The sequence below is a fragment of the Streptomyces sp. NBC_01306 genome (genome assembly GCF_026340465.1).
In the GTDB taxonomy this organism is placed as follows: domain Bacteria; phylum Actinomycetota; class Actinomycetes; order Streptomycetales; family Streptomycetaceae; genus Streptomyces.
In genome coordinates, this window is the sequence record NZ_JAPEPC010000001.1 from 1,617,225 (window position 1) to 1,638,274 (window position 21,050).

The window sequence follows — 21,050 nt, forward strand, 5'->3', positions numbered from 1 at the left end:
GACCGTCCCGAACCATCTGCTATGGGCCGAACGGGTGAGCTTGGCCCCACCGTTCACTCCCGCTCCTCCGCTACTCCTCCACCGGCACCGCTGCCTCCCTGGCCGCGTCAGGGCCCTGTTCGAGAAGCACGGCGAAGCCCTCCTCGTCCAGTACGGGGACCTTCAGCTGCATCGCTTTGTCGTACTTCGAACCGGGGCTGTCCCCGACCACCACGAACGCCGTCTTCTTGGAAACGGAGCCGGTCACCTTCGCGCCGAGGCTCTGGAGGGCTTCTTTCGCGCCATCCCGCGTGTGGTGCTCCAGGGTCCCCGTGACGACCACGGTCAGCCCGTCCAGCGGTCGCGGGCCCTCGTCCGCGCCGGCCTCGTCCTCCATACGGACCCCGGCCGCCCGCCACTTGCGGAGAATCTCGCGGTGCCAGTCCTCTTCGAACCACTGCTTGAGCGAGGCCGCGATGGTCGGGCCGACGCCCTCCACGGCAGCCAGCTCCTCCTCCGTGGCCTGCTCGATGCGCTCGACCGAACGGAACTCACGTGCCAGCGCCTCCGCTGCCACCGGGCCCACATGACGGATCGAAAGCCCGGTGATCACCCGGGCGAGCGGGCGCTCCTTCGCGGCCGCGATGTTCTCCAGCATGGCCAGGGCGTTCTTCCTCGGCTCGCCCTGCTGGTTGGCGAAGACCGTGGCGATCTTCTCCTCGCCCGTCTTCGGGTCCCTCTTGGGGAGTCCGCTGTCCTGGTCGAGGACGTACGCCTTGATCGGCAGCAACTGCTCGATGGTGAGGTCGAAGAGGTCGCTCTCGTCCTTCAGCGGTGGCTCGGCAGGTTCCAGTGGCTGGGTCAGAGCGGCCGCGGCGACATAGCCGAAGTTCTCGATGTCCAGGGACTTCCGGCCGGCGAGATAGAACAGCCGCTCACGCAACTGGGCAGGGCAGGAGCGTGCGTTGGGGCAGCGGAGGTCGATGTCCGCCTCCTTCATGGCCCGCAGGGCCGTACCGCACTCGGGGCATGCGGCGGGCATCACGAACTCCCGCTCGCTGCCGTCCCTGAGGTCCACGACCGGGCCGAGGATCTCCGGGATGACATCGCCGGCCTTGCGCAGCACCACGGTGTCGCCGATGAGCACCCCCTTGGCCTTCACCACGTCCTGGTTGTGCAACGTCGCGAACTCGACCTCGGAGCCGGCCACGGTGACCGGCTCGACCTGTGCGTACGGCGTGACTCTGCCCGTACGCCCCACGCCGACCCGGATGTTGACCAGCTTGGTGTTGACCTCCTCCGGCGCGTACTTCCAGGCGATGGCCCAGCGCGGCGCCCGCGAGGTGGAGCCGAGGCGCCCCTGGAGAGGGATCTCGTCGAGCTTGATGACGACCCCGTCGATCTCGTGTTCCACGGAGTGCCGGTTCTCGCCGAAGTACGCGATGAAGTCCCTGGCACCCGCGAGGTCGTCAACCACCTTGTTGTGTTTGGCGGTGGGCAGGCCCCACTCGTGCAGCAGCTCATACGCGTGTGACAGGCAGTCGATGTCGAAGCCCTCGCGGGCACCGATGCCGTGGACGACCATGTGCAGCGGGCGGGTCGCGGTGATCTTCGGATCCTTCTGGCGCAGCGAACCGGCCGCCGCGTTGCGCGGGTTGGCAAAGGGTTTGTCACCGGCCTCCACCAGCCGTGCGTTGAGCCCTTCGAAGGCCTCCATCGGGAAGTACACCTCGCCCCGGATCTCCACGAGGTCCGGGATCCGCTCCCCGTGCAGCCGGTGCGGGATGTCCGCGATCGTCAGGACGTTGGGGGTGATGTCCTCGCCGGTGCGGCCGTCACCGCGGGTGGCGGCGCGGACCAGCCTGCCGTGCTCGTACGTGAGGTTGACGGCCAGGCCGTCCACCTTGAGTTCGCACAGGAAGTGGTAGCCCGGCGAGCCGACCTCGCGCGCCACGCGCTCGGCCCAGGCGGCCAGCTCCTCGTCGTCGAAGGCGTTGTCCAGCGACTGCATCCGGTCTCGGTGCTGCACGGAGGTGAACTCCGTCTCGTACGCCCCGGCGACCTTCTGGGTCGGTGAGTCCGGAGTCCGGAGCTCCGGGTACTCCTCCTCCAGGGCCTCCAGCGCACGCAGCTGCGTGTCGAACTCAGCGTCGCTGACGACGGGCTGGTCCCTCACGTAGTACCGGAAGCGGTGCTCCTCGATCTGCTCGGCCAGCTGGGCGTGGTTCTCCCGTGCCTCCGCAGGCACCGCACCTTGCTGTTCGACAGCCACCGTCTCGTCCTCCCGTTGATGAAACCGATCCCGCTACTCAGGGTTGTCAGCGAGTGACCTCGCCGCGCGGGCGCAGTGGGCGAGTGCCGTGCGGGCGTACTCGGGTGAAGCGCCCGCGAGCCCGCACGCCGGGGTGAGCACCAGGGACTCGGCGAGAGTCCCCGGATTCAGCCCCAGCCTGCGCCACAGCGTTCTGACACCCATGACGCTACCGGCAGGGTCCGACAATGCGGTGTCAGTGCCGGGCACCACACCGGCGAAGAGCTGGGTACCGCCCTCCACGGCCTCGCCGACCGCCTCCTCATCACGCTCGGTGAGGAGGCTGAAATCGAACGAGATACCTGCCGCACCGGCACGCCGCAGCAGGGCGAACGGCACGTCGGGCGCGCAGGAATGCACGATCGCAGGTCCGTCGCCGACCGCCAGCACGTCCCGCAGTGTGCCTTCGACCGCCTGCCTGTCCACGGCCCGGTGTGTCCGGTAGCCGCTGGCGGTCCTGATCTGCCCGCGGAGCACGGAGACGAGTGACGGCTCGTCGAGCTGAAGCACGACCTGCGCGCCGGGCACCCGCCGCCGCACCTCGGCGAGGTGGCCGCGCAGCCCCTCGGTGAGCGAGGCCGCGAGGTCCCGGCAGGCTCCGGGGTCCCCGAGCGCGGCCTCGCCGCCCCGCAGTTCGAGCCCGGCGGCCAGCGTCCAGGGGCCGACCGCCTGGACCTTGAGCGGCCCCTCGTACCCCTGGGTGAACTCCTCCAGCGCATCGAGGTCCTCGCCGAGCCAGGAACGTGCCCGCCTGGTGTCGCGCCCGGGCCGGTCGCTCACCCGCCAGCCGCTGGGCTCCACGTGTGCGTACATCTCGACGAGCATCCCGAGGGTGCGTCCGAGCATGTCGGCACCGGGCCCACGCGCCGGCAGCTCCGGAAGAAAGGGGAAGTCCTCGAAGGACCCGATGACGGTTTTCGCACTCTCCCGCGCGTCGCCGCCCGGCATGGACCCGATCCCGGTGGCAGGACCCCAACTGAACTTGCTGTTCTCGCTCACCCCCGAAGGGTACGAGAGGGCCCGGGCGGAACCGGGGCGGCCCGGACGGTGTATGTATCGAGGAACACCATCGCGGACGGACTTCGAGGGGGAGACCGATGAAGGACCGGCTGGACGGCTGGACATGGAATTCCGGCGACAGTGACACGGAGGCCGATTCGGGGCCCCCTTCGAGGGGTCAGTACGCCGTTCCGCGGATACGGCGGACTCCGGCCGAGTCGGCGCGCGCCTCGGCTGCCTGGATTCATGCCAGATGGATCAAGCTGGTCACCGTCGTGACCGTGCTGGCCCTCGCGATCGGTGGCTGGCAGACATACAAGTACCTCACCCGCTACCACGAGCAAATCAGCGGCACGCACGGCTCCTTCCCCAGCGCACTCGGCACCGCCGCACCCGAGCGGCCGGACCGCGTACTGCCGAGTGGTTCCGGCGCCCCGGTGGGTGTCGTCGGCGGCCTGGTTCTGCACGAGCGGGACAACGGCATAACGGCGGACAACGTCCGTACCGACCGGACCTACTGGCATTACGGGCGCGAGAAGTCCGCTCTGATTTCGGAGTCCGTCGTCAGCGGCGCCGTCGTCCTCTGGTACGAGGACGGACTCGCGGTCTCGGTGGACCTGCACAGCGGGAAGCCCCGCTGGCACACGAAGGTGGCAGGGAAGGTGCGGGATTCCGGAGACAGAGTCTGGCCGTCCGCGAACACCGTGATCATCAACCAGCGGGACCGGTTGACCGGCCTGTCCGGTCGCAGCGGAAAGCAACTCTGGTCCATCGCACCGCCCAAGGGATGCAGGGGATGGGAGCTTCGGCCACCGCTGGATCTGTCGGGCACCGAGGCATTCGACGCCACCGACTGCTCAGGGTCGTTGGACGGGCTGTACGGAGTGGATCCGACCAGCGGCCGGTCCCGCTGGCACCTCCAGGATCCGTATCTCGACTACGGACGTCTCGGGGACCACACCCTGGTCACCCTGACGCCTGTCGGCTCCCTGGTCACGGTGGATGTGTCGGGGGCGCGGCCCCGGACCCACTCGGCCTTCCTCGCGCACCACCTGGATCTGCGCGCCGTAAGTGACGGCATGGTCATTCTCAGCTCCGCCGACGACACCTCATTCACCGCACGGCAGGTGAGCAACGACAGCAGCAGCAAGGCTCTCTGGACCGTGAAGGCGGACAAGGGGAGCGAGCTGGGGCTCCCCCGGACCGCCGACAACCGGGTGTACATACCGCAGTACCAGCCATCGGCGAAGGCGAAGCAGAAGAAGACTCATGGCTCGGCGCAACTGCTCGTCCTGGACGCACGGACCGGTCACGAGCTGCACCGAACCGAGCTGCCCGATTCCCTCTACGGGAATCCGGACGACCTCGATGTGGGCATGATGGCCGTCCTCGGAGCGAAGTACGGCGTGGTCAGGGTCGGCTTGAGCGGCTTCCTGGTCTCTCCCGAGGACCAGGTCACCCTGGCGGAATAGCGCCCGGCAGGGTCGCGGACGATCGGCAGTGGCGATCCGACCGGCCATGGCCGACCAGGAGGAGCGCTCGCCCGCTCCGGCCCCTGCCCCTGCCCCTGCCCCTGCCCCTGCCCCTGCCCCTGCCGTCAGCTCCCCGCCCGGACTGTCACGTCGTTGATCTCCGCGTCGCGCGGGAGGTCCAGGGACGTCAGGATGGTCATGGCGACCGACTCGGGGTCGATGAGGCCTTCCGGCCGGTACTCCTTGCCCTCCTGCGAGTGGATCTTGGCTTGCATGGGACTCGCCGTGCGGCCCGGGTAGACGGATGTGACCCGGACACCGTTCGCGTGCTCCTCCTGGCGCAGAGCGTCGGCCAGGGCCTTCAGGCCGTGCTTGGCGGCGGCGTAAGCGCCCCACTCCGCATGGGCGTTGAGGCCGGCGCCGGAGTTGACGAAGACGACCTGGCCGCGGACGGCGCGCAGTTGGGGCAGCATCAGCCGGGTCAGCTCGGCCGGCGCGATGAGGTTGGTGTTGAGCTGCTGGTGCCAGGTCGGGGGACGCAGTTCCGCGACGGGAGAGAGGTCGACGATGCCCGCGATGTGCAGCAGCGAGTCGACCTGCTCCGGCATCGTCTGCTTGCCGAGCGCCCAGGAGATGCGGTCGGGATTCGCCAGGTCGGCGACGAGCGTTTCCGCGCCGGGGAAGCGTCCCGCCAGCTCCTTGGCGCGCCCCGTGTCGCGCGCCACGATGACGAGGTGGTCGCCGCGCTCATGGAGGCGGCGCGCGACAGCCGCGCCGATGCCGGAACCAGCACCAGTGATCACATGTGTAGCCATGGGCCCCATCGTCGCACTACTGGACGCCCTGCGACTCCTCCAGGTACGCCAGCGCGGCCACCCCGTCCTCGGCGAACAAGACCAGGTCAGTGAGGGGAACGGGCAGGAACCCCTCATCCTCCATCCGCTGAAACTGCTGCTTCAGACCGTCGTAGAAGCCGGCCGTGTTCAGCAGCACCACCGGCTTCGCGGTCTTCCCGTGCTTCTTCAGCTCAAGGATCTCGGTGGCCTCGTCGAGCGTGCCGGTGCCACCCACCATGATCACAACCGCGTCGGACTTGGCGAGCAGCAGCGCCTTGCGTTCGGCCAGATCGGAGGCAATCACCATTTCGTCCGCGTCGGTACGGGCCTTGGCCGCGAGGAAGTCCACCGACACCCCGACGAGCCGTCCGCCGGTCTCCTGCACGGCGTCGGCCACCACCTTCATCAGTCCGCTCTCCGAGCCACCCCAGACCAGGGTGTGGCCGCCCCTGCCGAGCAGTTCGGCGAATTCACGGGCGGGGCGGGTGTAGCGCTCGTCGAGATCGGCGGCGGAGAGGAAGACACAGATATTCATGCGTCCACGGTAGAGGCAGCCCGCAGGGAAGAAGTTCCGGCCCGGATGCGCTGAATCACATATGACGACTGGACATCGCATCACCATCGAGCAAGGTACCGAGCATGTACGGGTGGTCCGCGAGGGCCGGGTCCTGGCGGAGAGCCGTCGGCCCCTGCTGCTGCACGAGACAGGGCTCCCGGTGCGCTACTACCTCCCGCCGGAGGACGTGCACACCGAGCTGCTGACCCCCTCGGACACGCACACCCACTGTCCCTTCAAGGGCGACGCGTCCTACTGGTCGCTGCCCGAAGCAGCCGATCTTGTCTGGGCGTACCCGGAGCCGCTGGCCCAAGTCGCCCAGATCAAGGATCACTTCTGCTTCTACGACACCGAAGTGGTCTGAGAAGCGGTGGTCTGAGGAGCGGTGGTCCGAGACGCAGTGGTCCGAGGCGCGGCTGTCTCGGGCCCGGCGGCACCGGACGTGGTCGCCCCGGTCTCCCGGGGCGGTGTCGTCCTGGCTGCCCGGTCCGTGGTGGCGATGGTTGCCGAGCCGACGACGCGTGTGCCGTCGTAGAGCACGATCGCCTGGCCGGGTGCCACGCCGCGTACCGGCTCGTCGAACGTGACGTTGAGGGTGCCGCCCACCAGCTCGGCGGTCACCGGCGTCTCGCCGCCGTGCGCACGCAGCTGGGCGGTGTACGTCCCGGCCCCGGCCGGGGCGTCGCCGCACCAGCGGGGCTTGATCGCGGTGAGCGCGGTGACGTCCAGGGCCTCGACCGGCCCCACCGTCACGGTGTTGTTCACCGGGGAGATGTCGAGGACGTAGCGCGGCTTGCCGTCCGCGGCCGGGTGGCCGATGCGCAGCCCCTTGCGCTGGCCGATGGTGAAGCCGAAGGCGCCTTCGTGGCTGCCGACCTTCGTACCGGACTCGTCGACGATGTCGCCCTCTGCCTTGCCGCCGAGGCGTGCGGCGAGGAAGCCCTGGGTGTCGCCGTCGGCGATGAAGCAGATGTCGTGGCTGTCGGGCTTCTTGGCGACGGCCAGGCCCCGCCGCTCGGCCTCGGCCCGGATCTCGTCCTTCGTGGTCAGAGTGTCACCGAGCGGGAACATGGCGTGCGCGAGCTGGCGCTCGTCCAGCACCCCGAGGACGTACGACTGGTCCTTGGCCATGTCGGAGGCCCGGTGCATCTCGCGTGAGCCGTCCTCGTTGAGGACGACCGTGGCGTAGTGGCCGGTGCAGACCGCGTCGAAGCCGAGGGCGAGAGCCTTGTCGAGGAGCGCCGCGAACTTGATCTTCTCGTTGCAGCGCAGACACGGATTGGGGGTGCGTCCGGCCTCGTACTCCGCGACGAAGTCATCCACGACGTCCTCACGGAACCGCTCGGCCAGGTCCCAGATGTAGAAGGGGATGCCGATGACGTCCGCCGCACGACGGGCGTCGCGGGAGTCCTCGATGGTGCAGCAGCCACGCGCGCCGGTGCGGAACGACTGCGGGTTGGCGGAGAGCGCCAGGTGCACACCGGTCACATCGTGTCCGGCCTCGGCGGCACGGGCGGCGGCCACGGCGGAGTCCACACCGCCGGACATCGCGGCCAGTACCCGGAGGGGACGGGGGCGGGGGCTCTGGGGTGTCTGAGTCATAGCCGTACCAGGGTACGGGCATGGGGGAATCCCGCGCTCGCACGGATGCGTTGAGGCACATATGGAAGGTACGGGCGGCGACAGGGACCGGCACGTGGGCAGGCGGACCCTGCTGATCGGCGGGCTGGGCGCCGCGGCGGGTGCGGCGGCGTTGGGCAGGGGTGTGTGGGACCACCTGTCCGGCGGCGGGAAGCCGCACGAGAACGGGGCAGTGGATTTCGCCGGGGCCCAGTGGGCCGCGGCCTCCCCGGCCAACTACCGGCCGGCCGACCGGCCCCATGACTATGCGATCGACCGGGTCGTCATCCATACCGTCCAGGGCAGTTACGCGATGGCGCTCAGGGTCTTCGCCGACCCGGCCCACGCGGCCGCCGCGCACTATGTCGTGCGAAGGGACGGAAAGGTGGCGCAGACGGTCCGGGAGCTGGACGTGGCGTTCCACGCGGGCAACCGCGCCTACAACGAACGCAGCATCGGGATAGAGCACGAGGGGTTCGTGGACCGGGCATCGTCGTTCACGGACGCCATGTACCGGTCGTCCGCGCGGCTGACCGCGGACATCTGCACGCGGTACGGGATACCCGTGGACCGGCAGCACATCATCGGGCACGTGGAGGTCCCGGGGGCCGACCACACGGACCCGGGGCCCTACTGGGACTGGGCCTGGTACGTACGGCTGGCGCGAAAGGCGCGGGAGCGGTCCGGAACGTAACGGGGCCGGCCCGGACAGTAACGAGAGGTCGATCGCGGTCCCGGACTGTGAAGAGCCCGGTGCGGACCGTGCAGCGTCCGCCTCAGCTCAGCCCGCCTCAGTTCCGCCTCAGCTCGGTCCGGCCCAGCTCAGCACTCGACCCGACCCAGCCCAGCGGCCAGTCCCGCCTCAGCTCAGTCCGGCCGACCGGGCCCGTTCCACCGCCGGGCCGATCGCCTCCGCCACCGCCGCCACATCCGCCTCGGTCGAGGTGTGCCCGAGGGAGAACCGCAGGGTGCCGCGGGCGAGATCGGGGTCCGTGCCCGTGGCCAGGAGCACGTGGCTGGGCTGCGCCACGCCCGCCGTGCAGGCCGAGCCGGTGGAGCAGGCGATGCCCTGGGCGTCCAGGAGCAGCAGCAGGGAGTCGCCCTCGCAGCCGGGGAAGGTGAAGTGGGCGTTGGCGGGCAGGCGGTCCGACGGGTCGCCGCCCAGGATCGCCGTGGGGACCGCGGACCGTACCGCGGCGATCAGTCCGTCGCGCAGCGCGCCGATCTCCCGGGCGAAGGCCTCGCGCCGCTCGGCGGCCAGCGTGCCCGCCACGGCGAAGGAGGCTATGGCCGGGGCGTCCAGCGTCCCGGAGCGTACGTGGCGCTCCTGGCCCCCGCCGTGCAGGACGGGCACCGGTGTGTACTCACGGCCGAGCAGCAGGGCGCCGATCCCGTAGGGGCCGCCGATCTTGTGGCCCGACACCGTCATCGCGGCCAGGCCGGACGCGGCGAAATCCAGCGGGAGCTGGCCGTACGCCTGCACCGCGTCGGCGTGCAGCGGAATGTCGAAGTCGGCTGCCACATCGGCCAGTTCACGGACCGGCATGACCGTGCCGATCTCGTTGTTGGCCCACATCACGGTGGCGAGCGCGACATCGGACGGGTTCCGTTCGATCGCCTCGCGGAGGGATTCGGGGCGCACCCGGCCGTAGCCGTCGACCGGGAGGTACTCGACCGTCGCGCCCTCGTGCTCGCCCAGCCAGTCGACGGCGTCCAGGACGGCGTGATGCTCGACCGGGCTCACCAGCACCCGGTTCCTGCGCGGATCGGCGTCGCGGCGGGCCCAGAAGAGGCCCTTGACCGCGAGGTTGTCGGCCTCGGTGCCGCCCGCGGTGAAGACCACCTCGCTGGGGCGCGCGCCGAGCGACTCCGCGAGAGCCTCCCGGGCTTCCTCGACGGTACGCCGGGCCCGTCGCCCGGCGGCGTGCAGCGATGAGGCGTTGCCGGTGACGGTGAGCTGGGCGGTCATCGCCTCGACCGCCTCCGGAAGCATGGGAGTGGTCGCAGCGTGGTCGAGGTAAGCCATGGTGCCGACGATTCTACGAGTTCCGGGGTGGGCTCCCCGCCGCGCATCCCCCGGTGGGCGACCGGTGACCGGTCAGCCGCCGAAGTTCCAGATCACGGCGCCGCTCGAAGTGAAGACGGTGGCCAGGACCACCAGGTCGGCCACGCCGAGTGCGAGGCCGAGGAGGGCACGGCCGCGGCGGGCCGTTCCGCGCCAGAGCGCGAGGCCGGCCAGCACGATGGCTATGGGGCCGAGGACGAGATTCAGGACGAGCAGGCCCAGCAGACCGAGCACGAACGAGGCGACGGCCATGCCGTCGGCGTCCCGGGTGCCGGTCCGGGTGCGGGTGCGGGCTGATGCGGTGAGTTCCATGATGCAGCTCCCTTACGTGGTGAGGCGCCGGCCTTGGTGAGGCGCTCGGCTACTTGTCGATGCGCTCGGCGAGGCGCCCGCGGCCGAGGCGCTCGCGCACGGCGAACACGGCGAGCCAGCCGCCGATGACAGCCGCGGCGATCAGGGACACGGAGAGCGGGAAGTGGGCCACGGCACCCAGCACGACTCCGAAGACGAGGAGAAGCGCGACGAGGGCAATCATCACTGTCCTTTCGGTGCGCCCGGTTCGGCGCACATCCAGATCGATTGAGTGAACAATTGTGATTACGACTGTTCACTGACTCTGAGTCTACGCTTCCCTTCGACGGAGAACGGTTGTTTACTGAATGGCATGAGTCACACCGCGGGCATCCGCCAGGCCCAGAAGCAGAAGACCCGCCAGGCCCTCCTGGACGCGGCACTCGGGCTGCTGGAGGAGCAGAGCCTGTCCAGCCTCGGCCTGCGCGAGGTGACGCGCGCGGTGGGCGTCGCGCCGACGGCCTTCTACCGGCACTTCCGGGACACCGCCGACCTCGGGGTCGCACTCGTCGAGGAGACCCTCGGCTCGCTGCACGGGCTGATCGCCGCGACGCTCGCGGACACCGGCGACAGCGAGGTGCGGATCGGCACCACGGTGGACCTGATCGCCGCCCTGGTCCACACACACCCCGCACATGTCCGGTTCATCGCCCGCGAACGGCACGGGGGCGTCCAGCCGGTGCGTGCGGCGATAGCGGAGCAACTGCGGCTGTTCACGCGGGAGGTGGCCGCCGCGTTCGCGGGCGAGCCGCGGTCCGAGGGCTGGAGCGAGGACGACCTGCTGATGCTGGCGGGCGTCTATGTGGATCACATGGTGATGACCGCGTCGGTCCTGCTGGAGGCGGCGGAGGACGGCCCGCAGGCCTCGGAGCGGGCGCGGGACATGGCCCGGCGCCAGATGCGGCTGGTCAGCCTCGGCCGGCTGCACTGGCTCGACTGAGGCTCGGCCGAGTGATGACCCCTCGGCCGAGGTACTGAGGTGGCGAGGTGGCGAGGTACTGAGGTACCGAGCACGGCCCGGCTCCCCCGCTTGCAGCCGGGCCGCCCCGCGCCCCTCCCGGCCAGGACCGGGCGGTGCCACCAAAGGGCAGGAGGTGACCCTCCGTCCCTGGAGGCGGCCCCCTACCCCCGCGGCGCCAGCGCCAGTTGCCGGGACTGAGCCACCAGGCGGTCCGCGCTGTCCCAGACCTCCGCGTCCTCCTCCAGGAAGCCCCCGGCGAGGTTGCGCGTGACGATCGACACCCGCAGCGGGCCCGGCGCCGGGCGACACCTGACGTGGGCGGTCAGTTCGACCGTGGGCACCCAGCCCTTGATGCCGAGTTCGAACGCGGTCGGCGGCAGCGCGTCCACCGTCAGCAGCAGCGAGAGCGGATCGGCGTCACGGCCGTCGGAGAGTCCGAACCACGCCCGCATCTCGCCCTTGCCGGACGGCTCGCCCACGGCCCACCCGCAGGTCGCCGGGTCCAGCTTCAGCATCAGACGGTCCGTGATCGCGGACGAGCCGGGTATGGGCGCCGGTCCGTCGCCGGAGCCCAGGCAGTGCTCGATGGGCGGGATCGACGGCGGCTTCGCCGTGGTACGCACATCGTCGGAGAGCGCGTCCAGGTCGCCGTACGAGGCGAGCACCCGGATCCGTTCGACCTCGGTGCCGTCCTCCTCGTACTGGAAGAGCGACGCCTGGCCGGTGGAGAGCGTGCGGCCGCTGCGGACGGTCTGGGTACGGATCACCGCGGGGCCCGGACGAGAGGCGGTCACATAGTGCGCGGAGACCGAGAACGGGTCGGGGTGCGGGAGCGCGTCGCCGAGGGCGCGGCCCATCAGGGCCAGCAGATATCCGCCGTTGACCGCCTGGATGATGGTCCAGCCCGCGGAGAGCTCCGCGTCGTAGACGCCTTCTTCACGACGGGTGACTGCGGTGTCGCGGTCGAACTCACTGTCCCCGATGGATGCCTGTGCCATGGACAGCACCGTACACCGCAAAGTTACTCGTCGGTAGAGACGGCCGCCGAACGCCGGTGCCAGGCCCGCGGGGCCCGCCAGTGGAAGCGCAGCGCGAGCAGCCGCAGCACGAAGCAGGTGAGCACCGCGATGACGCCCGTGGTGGTGCTCAGCACGTCGAACCGGATGAAGAGGGCCACCATCGCGGCCCCCACCATCGCCGGCACGGCGTACAGGTCGCGGTCCCAGCGCACCAGCGACGGCGTCTCGTTGGCCAGTACGTCGCGCAGCACACCGCCGCCCACCGCCGTGGCGAGGCCCAGCACGGCGGAGGCGGTGAGGCCGAGCCCGTAGTCGTACGCCTTGGTGGTGCCCGCCACACAGAAGAGCCCGAGCCCGGCCGCATCGAAGACGTTCACCCCGACCTGGATCCGTTCGACCTCCGGATGGAGGAAGAAGACCAGCGCCGCCGCGATCAGCGGGGTGATGAAGTACCCGAGGTCGGTGAAGGCGGCGGGCGGCACCGCGCCGATCACGATGTCGCGGAACAGCCCGCCGCCCAGCGCCGTGACCTCGGCGAACACCGCGATCCCGAAGACGTCGAAGTTCTTCCGGACGGCGAGCAGCGCACCCGAGATCGCGAAGACGAAGATCCCCACGAGGTCGAGCGCGTGCTGGACGGAGGTGTTGAACAGTTCATGGAGCACCCGACAGTTCTACCCCCGACCGCCACCCCTGCCGTGCGGGCCCCGGCTCGCCGCTCCGCGCCCTACAACTCCGGTTTGCCCGAAGTGCGCAGCCACGCGTCGAAGAATCCACCGAGCCGCTGCCCGGAGATCTTCTCGGCGAGGGCGGTGAACTGCCCGGTGTCGGCGTTGCCGTAGCGGTGCGCCTTCGTCCAGGCCGGGAGCAGCCGGAAGAACGCCTTGTCCCCGATCCGGTCGCGCAGCGCCTGGAGCGTCATCGCTCCCCGGTCGTAGACGGCCGACGCGAACATCGTGTCGCGCTGGGGGTCGGCGACCTTCGTCTGCCAGAAACGGGAGCTCGCGGGCGTCGCGTTGTACTCGGCGAGGAAGGCGTCGTGGGCCGAGCGCTTGCCCTGGTGTTCGTCCCAGAGCCACTGGGCGTACGTGGCGAAGCCCTCGTTCAGCCAGATGTCCTTCCACTGCTTCACCGAGACGGAGTCGCCGAACCACTGGTGGGCCAGCTCGTGCACGATCGTCAACTCGTCGCGTACGGCGGAGTAGCTCGGCTTGGACTGGGTCTCCAGCGAGAAGTCCGCCTGCGGCATGTCGTCGACCACCGCGCCCGTCTCCTCGAACGGATAGGGCCCGAAGAGCTTCGACCAGTAGTCGGTGACCTCGGCCGTCACGGCGTACACGTCGACGGCGTTGCTGTTCGCGAGCACCGGGTCGATGGCCACGTAGATCGGCGTGCCGGCGGGTGTCCTGCCGGTCCTGACGTCGAACTTGCCGATCGAGGCGGTGGCGAGGTAGGTGGCCATCTGCCGCGACTCGCGCCAGTGCGAGACGGTCGACGCGCCCTGGGTACGGGTGGAGAGCAGCCGCCCGTTGGAGACCCCGGTCAGCCCCTTGGGCGCCTTGATGGTGATGTCGAAGGCGGCCTTGTCGGAGGGGTGGTCGCTCGAAGGGAACCAGGTGGAGGCGGCGTTGGGCTCACAGGCGACGAAGACACCGTCCTTGGTCTTCATCCAGCCGTAGTCGGACCCGAAGACGATCGGGCCGCTGAGCGCCTGCGGCACACCGCCGTAGACGACCCGCACGGTGAAGGTGCGGCCCTTGCGCAGCGCGCCGGACGGGGTGATGCGTATCTCGTCGCCGGAGCGGGTGAAGCGGGCGGGTCTGCCGTTCACCTCGACCGATGCGACCGTCAGCTTCTGGAGGTCCAGGTCGAAGGAGGAGAGGTTCTGGGTGGCCCGCGCCGTGACCGTCGTACGGCCGTCGAGCCGGCCGGTGTCCGGGTTGTACGCGACATCCAGGCCGTAGTGCAGGGCGTCGAAGCCGCCGTTGCCCAGCTGCGGGAAGTAGGGGTCGCCGATTCCGGCCGAACCGGGTGAGGGTGCCGGAGCGGCGGCGATGACACAGAGGGCGGCCGTCGCGGTGGCGAGGGCGGCCAGACGTGCCGAACGGGAGAGCGCCAAGAGTCTGTCCTTCGTGCGTGTGCCGTTGTTACGGACACGCTGACTCTGCACTCTCCCGCTTAGGCATGTACATGACTTTACTAACTCGTCATGGGCAAGCCCGCGCCACCACTCGTGGCGGACTACTTCGCGTCGGGCCCGGCCTCGGCCTCCGGCTCCACCGCGGTGTCACCCGCCGCGGTGTCCTCCACCGCGGTGTTCTCCGCCGCGGTGCCCTCCGCAGCGGCGCCCTCCGCAGCGGCGCCTTCGACCGAACCGTCCTCGGCTGAACCGTCCTTCGCTGAACTGTCCTTGGCCGGACTGTCCTTGGCTGAAGCGCCCTTCGCCGGACCGCCCTTCGCCGACGGCTTCTCCGCCGCCGCGTCCTCGGCCGGCTTCCCCGCGTCCTCGGCCGGCTTCGCCGCGGACTGGTCGGCGGGCTCGGGCTTCGCGACCGAAACCAGCTCGGCCGCCTCCCGCGCCTGCGGCAGCCGCTCCTCGCCCGGCGCCTGGTCGGGTGCGTTCTCCGGGTGGTGGCAGGCCACCTGGTGCCCGGTCCGCAGCTGCAGCAGCGGCGGCTCCTGCACCCCGCAGATCTCCGTCGCCTTCCAGCACCGGGTGTGGAACCGGCAGCCGGCCGGCGGCGAGATCGGTGAAGGGACATCGCCCTCCAGCCGGATCCGGTCGCTCCTGGTCCCCTTGCGCCGCGGGTCGGGCACCGGCACCGCCGAGAGCAGCGCCTTGGTGTACGGGTGCATCGGCGACTCGTACAGCGACTTGCGGTCCGCCAGCTCGACGATCTTCCCGAGGTACATCACCGCGATCCGGTCCGAGACATGGCGGATGACGGAGAGGTCGTGCGCGATGATCACATAGGTCAGACCGAGCTCGCTCTGGAGGTCGTCCAGCAGGTTCACCACCTGCGCCTGGATCGACACGTCCAGCGCCGAGACCGGCTCGTCCGCGACGACGAGCTTGGGCCGCAGCGCGAGCGCGCGGGCGATACCGATGCGCTGGCGCTGGCCGCCGGAGAACTCGTGCGGGTACCGGTTGTAGTGCTCGGGGCTGAGGCCCACCAGCTCCAACAGGCCCTGGACCTCCTTCTTCACGCCGCCCTCGGGCTCGACGCCCTGGAGCCGGAAGGGGGTGCCGACGATCCCGCCGATGGTGTGCCGGGGATTCAGCGAGCCGTACGGGTCCTGGAAGATCATCTGGACGTCGCGGCGCATCGGCCGCATCTGCCCGGTGGACAGATGCGTGATGTCCCGGCCCTCGAACTCGACCTTGCCACCGGTCGGTTCGAGCAGCCGCGTGATCAGCCGGCCCATGGTCGACTTGCCGCAGCCCGACTCGCCGACGACGCCCAGGGTCTCCCCCGGGTACACGTCGAACGACAGCCCGTCGACAGCCTGGACCGCGCCCACCTTGCGCTTGAGCAATCCCTTGGTGATCGGGAAGTGCTTGACCAGGTCGGTGACCCTCAGCAGCGGCTCCGCCCCGGTGTCCTTGGCGGAAGCCGCCGCGGAACCCTTGGACGCCTGCTGCGGAACCTTCGGTGCCTCGGAAGCCTCGGGAGTCTGCGGAGCCTTCTTCTTCTCCGCCTTCTTCTTCTGATCAGTCACAGCTTCGGCGCAATCTCTTCGGTCCAGATCTTTTCCCGCTGCGCCTTCGTCATGTGGCACGCGGAGAAGTGCCCCTCCGTGCCCTCCCGCAGCTCAGGACGCTCGGTGCGGGTGATGTTGTCCTTGGGCACGTCGGCGTACGGGCAGCGCGGGTGGAAGGCGCAGCCGGACGGCACGTTGATCAGGCTGGGCGGGGAGCCCTTGACGGGCACCAGACGCTCGGTCTGCTCACGGTCGATGCGCGGCATGGAGCCCAGCAGCCCCCAGGTGTAGGGGTGCTGGGGCCCGTAGAAGACCTTCTCGGCCGAGCCGCGCTCGATGCAGCGGCCCGCGTACATCACCAGGAGCTCGTCCGCGATCTCGGCGACGACGCCGAGGTCGTGGGTGATGATGACGACCGCCGAGCCGAACTCACTCTGCAGATCGCGGATGAGGTCGAGGATCTGCGCCTGGACGGTCACGTCCAGGGCGGTCGTCGGCTCGTCGGCGATGAGCAGTTCGGGGTTGTTGACCAGTGACATCGCGATCATCGCGCGCTGGCGCATACCGCCGGAGAACTGGTGCGGGTAGTCCTCGAAACGCCGTTGCGGCTCGGGGATGCCGACCCGGTCGAGCATCTCGACCGCCCGCGTGCGCGCGGTCTTCTTGTCGACCTTGTTGTGGACGCGGTAGGCCTCCACGATCTGCGCGCCGATGCTGTAGTACGGGTGCAGCGCCGACAGCGGGTCCTGGAAGATCATGGACATCTTCTGGCCGCGGAGATTGCGGACCCGCTCGGGCCCGGCTCCGATCAGCTCCTCGCCGTCGAGCCAGATCTCACCGGAGATCCGGGCCCGGTCCGAGTTGTGCAGACCCATGATCCCCAGCGAGGTCACGGACTTGCCCGAGCCGGACTCGCCGACGATGCCGAGCGTCTGACCGGCCTTCAGGTCGAAGCTGACGCCGTCCACGGACTTGACCAGGCCGTCGTCGGTGTCGAAGTGGATCCGCAGGTCCCGCACCGAGAGGAAGCTCTTGGCGTCCTCGGACGGCGCACCGGCCGGGCCGCTCTTCGCGGGCTCGCCGGAACCCTTCTTGCGCACGTCGCTCATGAGAGCCTCACCCGGGGGTCGATCGCGGCGTACACAAGGTCCACCAGCAGGTTGCAGACAACGATGAAGAAGGCGGCCACCAGCGTCACACCCATGACGATCGGGAGGTCGCTGCGGGTCACGCCCTGGATGGCGTAGGCCCCCATCCCCTGGAAGGAGAAGACGGTCTCCGTGATGACCGCGCCGCCGATGAGCAGCGCGAAGTCCATCCCGAAGATGGTGACGAGCGGGGTCAGCGCGGCGCGCAGGCCGTGCTTGACGACCACGTTCCGCTCCCGCAGACCCTTGGCCCGCGCGGTTCTGATGTAGTCCTCGCCCATGGTCTCCAGCATCCCGGCCCGGGTGAGCCGGGCGTAGAGCGCCGAGTACAGGAAGGCGAGGGTGCACCAGGGGAGGATCAGGTTCCAGGCCCACTCCGCCGGATTGTCCGTGAAGGACACGAACCGCAGATCGCCCCAGATCGTCCAGTGGAAGCTGAACAGGGCGAGCGATACCAGACCGGTGAAGAACATCGGCAGCGAGACGCCGGCCAGTGCCACGCCCATCGCCAGCCGGTCGACGAGCGAGCCCCGCTTGAGTGCGGAGAGCACGCCGGTCGCGACACCGGTGATGACCCAGATGACCGCCGCACCGACCGCGAGCGACAGCGTCACCGGAATACGCTGCTCGATCTCGGGCCAGACGGCCGAGTGGGTCTTGAAGGAGTAGCCGAAGCACGGCGCGTGGCACACCGCGGGGTCGGGCCCGAAGTGGTAGTTCGCGCCGACAACGATGCCCTTGATGAAGTGCCAGTACTGCTCGTAGAGGGGCTGGTCGAGCCCCAGGTTCTTCTTGACCGCGGCGAGCGTCGCGGGGTCGGGGCTCTTGCCCACGAACTGGGCGGCCATGGAGTCGGTCGTCTGCCCGCCGAGGCGGGGGACGAGGAAGAAGATCGCGAAGGTGACTGCGCTGACCACCAGCAGCAGCAACACCGCGGCGAATACGCGTCGGATGATGTACGCAGCCACAGCCGTGCGGCGCCGGGTCGGACGGACGGGGTAGGCCCGTCCGTCCCGGCGCCTTCACCTGCCTTTCAGGGGGTGCTGTCGATGAACAGGTGTGTTACTTGGTCGAGGTCATCAGCGCGTAGTCGTACATGCCGAGGTACGCCTGACTGACCGTTACGTTCGCCGCCGAGTCCGGGCGGTAGAGCAGGTTCTTGCGGTAGAACAGCGGCACCAGCGAGGCGTTCTCCATCACCATCTGGTCGACCGTGCCCCAGGTGGCGTTGCGCTTCGTGGTGTCCAGCGTCCCGATGCCCTTGACGATCTCCGCGTTGATCTTCGGGTCGTTGAGCTCCATCAGGTTGGTGCCACCGGAGGCCTTGATGGCCTTGCCGTCGACGATCTGGTCGATGTAGCCGAAGCCGGCCGGCCAGTCGGCGCCCCACGCCATCATCATCATTCCGGCGTCGTTCTTGTGGACCCAGTCCGGGACGCCCGCGAAGTCGGTGAAGTACTTGTCCGACGGGAACGTCTTGATGTCGGCGACGATGCCGATCTTCTTCAGGCTCTGCTGGAGCTGCGTGGCGCTGGTGACCTCGTCGGGACGGTCGGAGCGCGCGGTCAGCGTCGTCTTGAAGCCCTTGGGCTTACCGCACTTGGCCAGGTACTGCTTGGCCTTGGCAACGTTTCCCTTGTTGCCGGCAGTCGGGTACAGGTCGAACTTCTTGTAGCCCGAGACACCCGGCGGGATGACGGTCGTCGCCGGGTCGCCCCGGACCTCGCCGCCGATCGCGTCGACCATGTCGGCCTTGTCCGCGACGTACTGCACGGCCTTGCGGCAGTCGGCGTTGTCGAACGGCTTCACGTGCACGTTCAGCGCGAGGTACTGGAGCGCGCCGGCGTACGGGTCGTCCGTCTTCGCCTTCTCGGACGCCTTGGTGATGACCTTCGGCTGGGTCTTGGACTGAAGACCGGTACCGGCGATGTCCGCGGTGCTGGTGTCGTTGAGCAGGTGCTCGTCGACGGTCGTCGGCTGGACGTTGAAGTTCAGGACGATCTTGTTCGGCAGCGCCTTGCGGATCGGGTCCGTCTTCGGGTCCCACTGCGGGTTGCGGACCAGCGTCGCGCCCCGGCTCTCGCTGTACGAGGCGAACTTGTACGGGCCCGATGACACGATGTTCTGGACGTACGAAGCGCCCTTGTCGGCCTTCTGCGGCACCGGCGCCGTCTGCGAGAACGAGGCCAGGTAGTCCATGTCCGCGAACGGCTTGTCCAGGTGGAAGACGATCGTGGAGTCGTCCGGGGTCTCGATGGACTTGAGGCCGCCGGGCGACTTGTCCTTGTAGGGACCCTTGTACTTGTCGCCGCCCTTGAGGTACGTGCTGAAGTACGTGGGCCCGTTGGACAGCGCCTCACGGGCGAAGGTCCGCTCGACGGCGTACTTGACGTCCTTCGAGGTGATCACGGAGCCGTCCTGGAACTTCACGCCCTTGCGGATGTGGTACGTCCAGGTCTTGGCGTCCGGCGTGGCCTTGCCGAGGCTCGTCGCCAGGTCGGGCACGATCTTGAGCCCTTCCTTGCCCGGAGCCGGCTTGAAGGTCACCAGTGCACGCGCGTAGAGCCGGGAGAAGTTCTGCACCCAGCCGTAGTACGTGTTGCCGGGGTCCAGGGAGTCCGGGCCACTGGCGTGCTCGTAAGTGACCGTTCCCCCCTTCTTGTCGGTCTTGTTGACGATGCTGGTCAGAGCTGCGTCGGCCTTGGCGTGGCTGCCCCCGCTGCCACTGTCACTGCTCCCGCAAGCGGTGGCAGCGAGCCCCAGCGCTACCGTCGCGGCTATAGCCGCTGCCGTCTTTCTGCTCTTCATGCTGAGGAAAGCCCCCTCGGTTGTCCGGTGTGCGGCATGGCCGCGATTACTTGCCACGGGGGTCGAGTGCGTCGCGCAGCCCGTCCCCCAGCAGATTGAAGGCCAGCACGGTGATGAAGATCGCCAGGCCGGGAATGACCATGAACATCGGGTCGACCTGGTAGAGGTCGACCGCGGTGGACAACATGCCGCCCCAGGAGGCCTGCGGCGGCTGGATGCCCACGCCGAGGAAGCTCAGGGACGCCTCGAAGAGGATGTTGGTGGGGATCAGCAGCGTCGAGTAGACGAGGATCGGCGCGATCAGGTTCGGGAGCAGCTCACGGAAGAGGATGAAGGGCCCGCGGGCCCCCAGCGAGCGGGCGGCCTCGACGAACTCCCGTTCACGCAGACTCAGCGTCTGCGCCCGGACAATACGGCCCATGTAGGGCCAGTTGAAGAAGCCGATCACGAAGATCAGTACGCAGATACGGAGCGTCAGCCCGTTCAGGCCGAACGCGTTGCCCTGCAACGAGGCGGAGATGGAGATCGCGAAGAGCAGCAGCGGGAACGCCAGGAAGGTGTCCATCAGGCGGCTGATGCCGCTGTCCACCCAGCCGCCGTAGAAGCCGGCCACCACGCCCATGACGACGCCGATGACGACCGAGAGGAGCGTCGACCCCGCCGCGACCACCAGGGAGACCCAGGAGCCCTCGATGATGCGCGCCAGGATGTCCCGGCCCGTCTGCGGCTCCACACCGAGCGGGTGACTCCAACTGATGCCGCCGAAGCTGCCCTTGGGCGCCAGCAGAGCCGGATCGACCAGGTTCTGGTGGAAGTCGTTGGGGTCGAGCCCGAACATCGCCTGGATCGGCTTGGACAGGATGGCGACCAGCACCAGCAGGATCACGACGACCCCGCCGGCCATGGCGACCTTGTCCCGCTTGAAACGCGTCCAGGCGATCCGGCCGAGTGAACGGCCCTCGATCTGGCTCTGCGTGGCCCCCGTGAGTACTGCCTCCGGCTGCGCTTCGGCAGTCGATCCGGTGGTCTCGATCGGTGCGGTCACAGTGCCTTTGACCCCTCCCGGCCGGCGGTGGCCGGCCCGTACCTGCCGCGGTGGCGGCTGCTGTGCATCAAGCGCATCGGGTGATGCCACTGTGCTGAAGTGACGGAATGTGTTCATGACTCGTCGCACAAGGGCACGACGATGCTCAATGCACGGAGTCTTCATCGCGGTTGCGATC

Annotated in this window: 20 protein-coding genes; 4 read left to right on the forward strand and 16 right to left on the reverse strand. The window is 69.1% G+C overall.

The features are described from left to right. Positions 1 to 70: 70 nt before the first annotated feature. Complete coding sequence (gene ligA, locus OG385_RS06820; protein WP_266852765.1) at positions 71 to 2,251, reverse strand: NAD-dependent DNA ligase LigA; 2,181 nt, start codon at positions 2,249 to 2,251, stop codon at positions 71 to 73. A gap of 33 nt (positions 2,252 to 2,284) precedes the next feature. Next, the gene (locus tag OG385_RS06825; RefSeq protein ID WP_266852766.1) at positions 2,285 to 3,289 is read right to left on the reverse strand and encodes a methionine synthase; all 1,005 of its coding nucleotides are present in this window, start codon (positions 3,287 to 3,289) and stop codon (positions 2,285 to 2,287) included. Between the two features lie 98 nt (positions 3,290 to 3,387). Between OG385_RS06825 and OG385_RS06830 the strand changes: the two genes are divergently transcribed. Further along, the gene (locus OG385_RS06830) at positions 3,388 to 4,761 is read left to right on the forward strand and encodes a PQQ-binding-like beta-propeller repeat protein (protein WP_266852768.1); all 1,374 of its coding nucleotides are present in this window, start codon (positions 3,388 to 3,390) and stop codon (positions 4,759 to 4,761) included. Positions 4,762 to 4,886: 125 nt separating this feature from the next. Here the strand turns inward: OG385_RS06830 and OG385_RS06835 are convergent, their stop codons facing one another. After that, positions 4,887 to 5,585, reverse strand: a complete 699-nt coding sequence (locus tag OG385_RS06835) for an SDR family oxidoreductase (RefSeq protein ID WP_266852770.1) — start codon at positions 5,583 to 5,585, stop codon at positions 4,887 to 4,889. Positions 5,586 to 5,592: 7 nt separating this feature from the next. Continuing rightward, positions 5,593 to 6,132, reverse strand: coding sequence for a TIGR00730 family Rossman fold protein (locus OG385_RS06840; RefSeq protein WP_266852771.1), 540 nt, complete (start codon positions 6,130 to 6,132; stop codon positions 5,593 to 5,595). Positions 6,133 to 6,193: 61 nt separating this feature from the next. Between OG385_RS06840 and OG385_RS06845 the strand changes: the two genes are divergently transcribed. Continuing rightward, on the forward strand, positions 6,194 to 6,517 hold the full coding sequence (locus tag OG385_RS06845) for a DUF427 domain-containing protein (protein ID WP_266852773.1): 324 nt from the start codon (positions 6,194 to 6,196) through the stop codon (positions 6,515 to 6,517). Here the strand turns inward: OG385_RS06845 and mnmA are convergent. Then, entirely contained in the window at positions 6,496 to 7,755 is a 1,260-nt protein-coding gene (mnmA, locus tag OG385_RS06850) for a tRNA 2-thiouridine(34) synthase MnmA (RefSeq protein WP_266852775.1), read from the reverse strand. The genes OG385_RS06845 and mnmA overlap by 22 nt on opposite strands. 61 nt (positions 7,756 to 7,816) lie before the next feature. Between mnmA and OG385_RS06855 the strand changes: the two genes are divergently transcribed. Continuing rightward, positions 7,817 to 8,467: an N-acetylmuramoyl-L-alanine amidase gene (locus OG385_RS06855; RefSeq protein ID WP_266852777.1), complete on the forward strand. Its 651-nt coding sequence runs from the start codon at positions 7,817 to 7,819 to the stop codon at positions 8,465 to 8,467. 168 nt (positions 8,468 to 8,635) lie between these two features. Here the strand turns inward: OG385_RS06855 and OG385_RS06860 are convergent, their stop codons facing one another. The 3 genes from OG385_RS06860 to OG385_RS06870 form a co-directional block, all read right to left on the reverse strand. Beyond that, on the reverse strand, positions 8,636 to 9,799 hold the full coding sequence (locus tag OG385_RS06860) for a cysteine desulfurase family protein (RefSeq protein WP_266852779.1): 1,164 nt from the start codon (positions 9,797 to 9,799) through the stop codon (positions 8,636 to 8,638). A 72-nt stretch (positions 9,800 to 9,871) separates the two neighbouring features. After that, positions 9,872 to 10,150: a DUF4190 domain-containing protein gene (locus OG385_RS06865; protein WP_266852781.1), complete on the reverse strand. Its 279-nt coding sequence runs from the start codon at positions 10,148 to 10,150 to the stop codon at positions 9,872 to 9,874. Between the two features lie 49 nt (positions 10,151 to 10,199). Further along, positions 10,200 to 10,373, reverse strand: a complete 174-nt coding sequence (locus tag OG385_RS06870; protein WP_266852782.1) for a hypothetical protein — start codon at positions 10,371 to 10,373, stop codon at positions 10,200 to 10,202. 129 nt (positions 10,374 to 10,502) lie between these two features. On the opposite strand from OG385_RS06870, the gene OG385_RS06875 reads away from it, so the two are divergent. Continuing rightward, the gene (locus OG385_RS06875; RefSeq protein ID WP_266852784.1) at positions 10,503 to 11,129 is read left to right on the forward strand and encodes a TetR family transcriptional regulator; all 627 of its coding nucleotides are present in this window, start codon (positions 10,503 to 10,505) and stop codon (positions 11,127 to 11,129) included. 182 nt (positions 11,130 to 11,311) lie between these two features. On the opposite strand, the gene OG385_RS06880 is transcribed toward OG385_RS06875, so the two are convergent. The 8 genes from OG385_RS06880 to OG385_RS06915 all read right to left on the reverse strand — a co-directional run bounded on the left by OG385_RS06880 (position 11,312) and on the right by OG385_RS06915 (position 20,872). Next, a complete protein-coding gene (locus tag OG385_RS06880) occupies positions 11,312 to 12,148 on the reverse strand; it encodes a thioesterase family protein (RefSeq protein ID WP_266852786.1) in 837 nt (278 codons plus the stop codon). Between the two features lie 23 nt (positions 12,149 to 12,171). After that, positions 12,172 to 12,834: a trimeric intracellular cation channel family protein gene (locus tag OG385_RS06885; RefSeq protein WP_266852788.1), complete on the reverse strand. Its 663-nt coding sequence runs from the start codon at positions 12,832 to 12,834 to the stop codon at positions 12,172 to 12,174. 62 nt (positions 12,835 to 12,896) lie between these two features. Then, positions 12,897 to 14,288 carry a M1 family metallopeptidase gene (locus OG385_RS06890; protein ID WP_266852790.1) on the reverse strand — a complete coding sequence of 464 codons (1,392 nt, stop codon included), beginning with the start codon at positions 14,286 to 14,288 and terminating at the stop codon, positions 12,897 to 12,899. Positions 14,289 to 14,410: 122 nt separating this feature from the next. Further along, complete coding sequence (locus OG385_RS06895; RefSeq protein WP_266852792.1) at positions 14,411 to 15,889, reverse strand: ABC transporter ATP-binding protein; 1,479 nt, start codon at positions 15,887 to 15,889, stop codon at positions 14,411 to 14,413. Next, positions 15,886 to 16,980 carry an ABC transporter ATP-binding protein gene (locus OG385_RS06900; RefSeq protein WP_266852794.1) on the reverse strand — a complete coding sequence of 365 codons (1,095 nt, stop codon included), beginning with the start codon at positions 16,978 to 16,980 and terminating at the stop codon, positions 15,886 to 15,888. Before OG385_RS06900 ends, OG385_RS06895 begins: the two co-directional genes overlap by 4 nt. Further along, complete coding sequence (locus tag OG385_RS06905) at positions 16,977 to 17,987, reverse strand: ABC transporter permease (protein ID WP_266852796.1); 1,011 nt, start codon at positions 17,985 to 17,987, stop codon at positions 16,977 to 16,979. Before OG385_RS06905 ends, OG385_RS06900 begins: the two co-directional genes overlap by 4 nt. A gap of 94 nt (positions 17,988 to 18,081) precedes the next feature. Further along, complete coding sequence (locus OG385_RS06910) at positions 18,082 to 19,827, reverse strand: ABC transporter substrate-binding protein (RefSeq protein ID WP_266852798.1); 1,746 nt, start codon at positions 19,825 to 19,827, stop codon at positions 18,082 to 18,084. A gap of 46 nt (positions 19,828 to 19,873) precedes the next feature. Continuing rightward, the gene (locus OG385_RS06915; protein WP_266852800.1) at positions 19,874 to 20,872 is read right to left on the reverse strand and encodes an ABC transporter permease; all 999 of its coding nucleotides are present in this window, start codon (positions 20,870 to 20,872) and stop codon (positions 19,874 to 19,876) included. Positions 20,873 to 21,050: the final 178 nt, after the last annotated feature.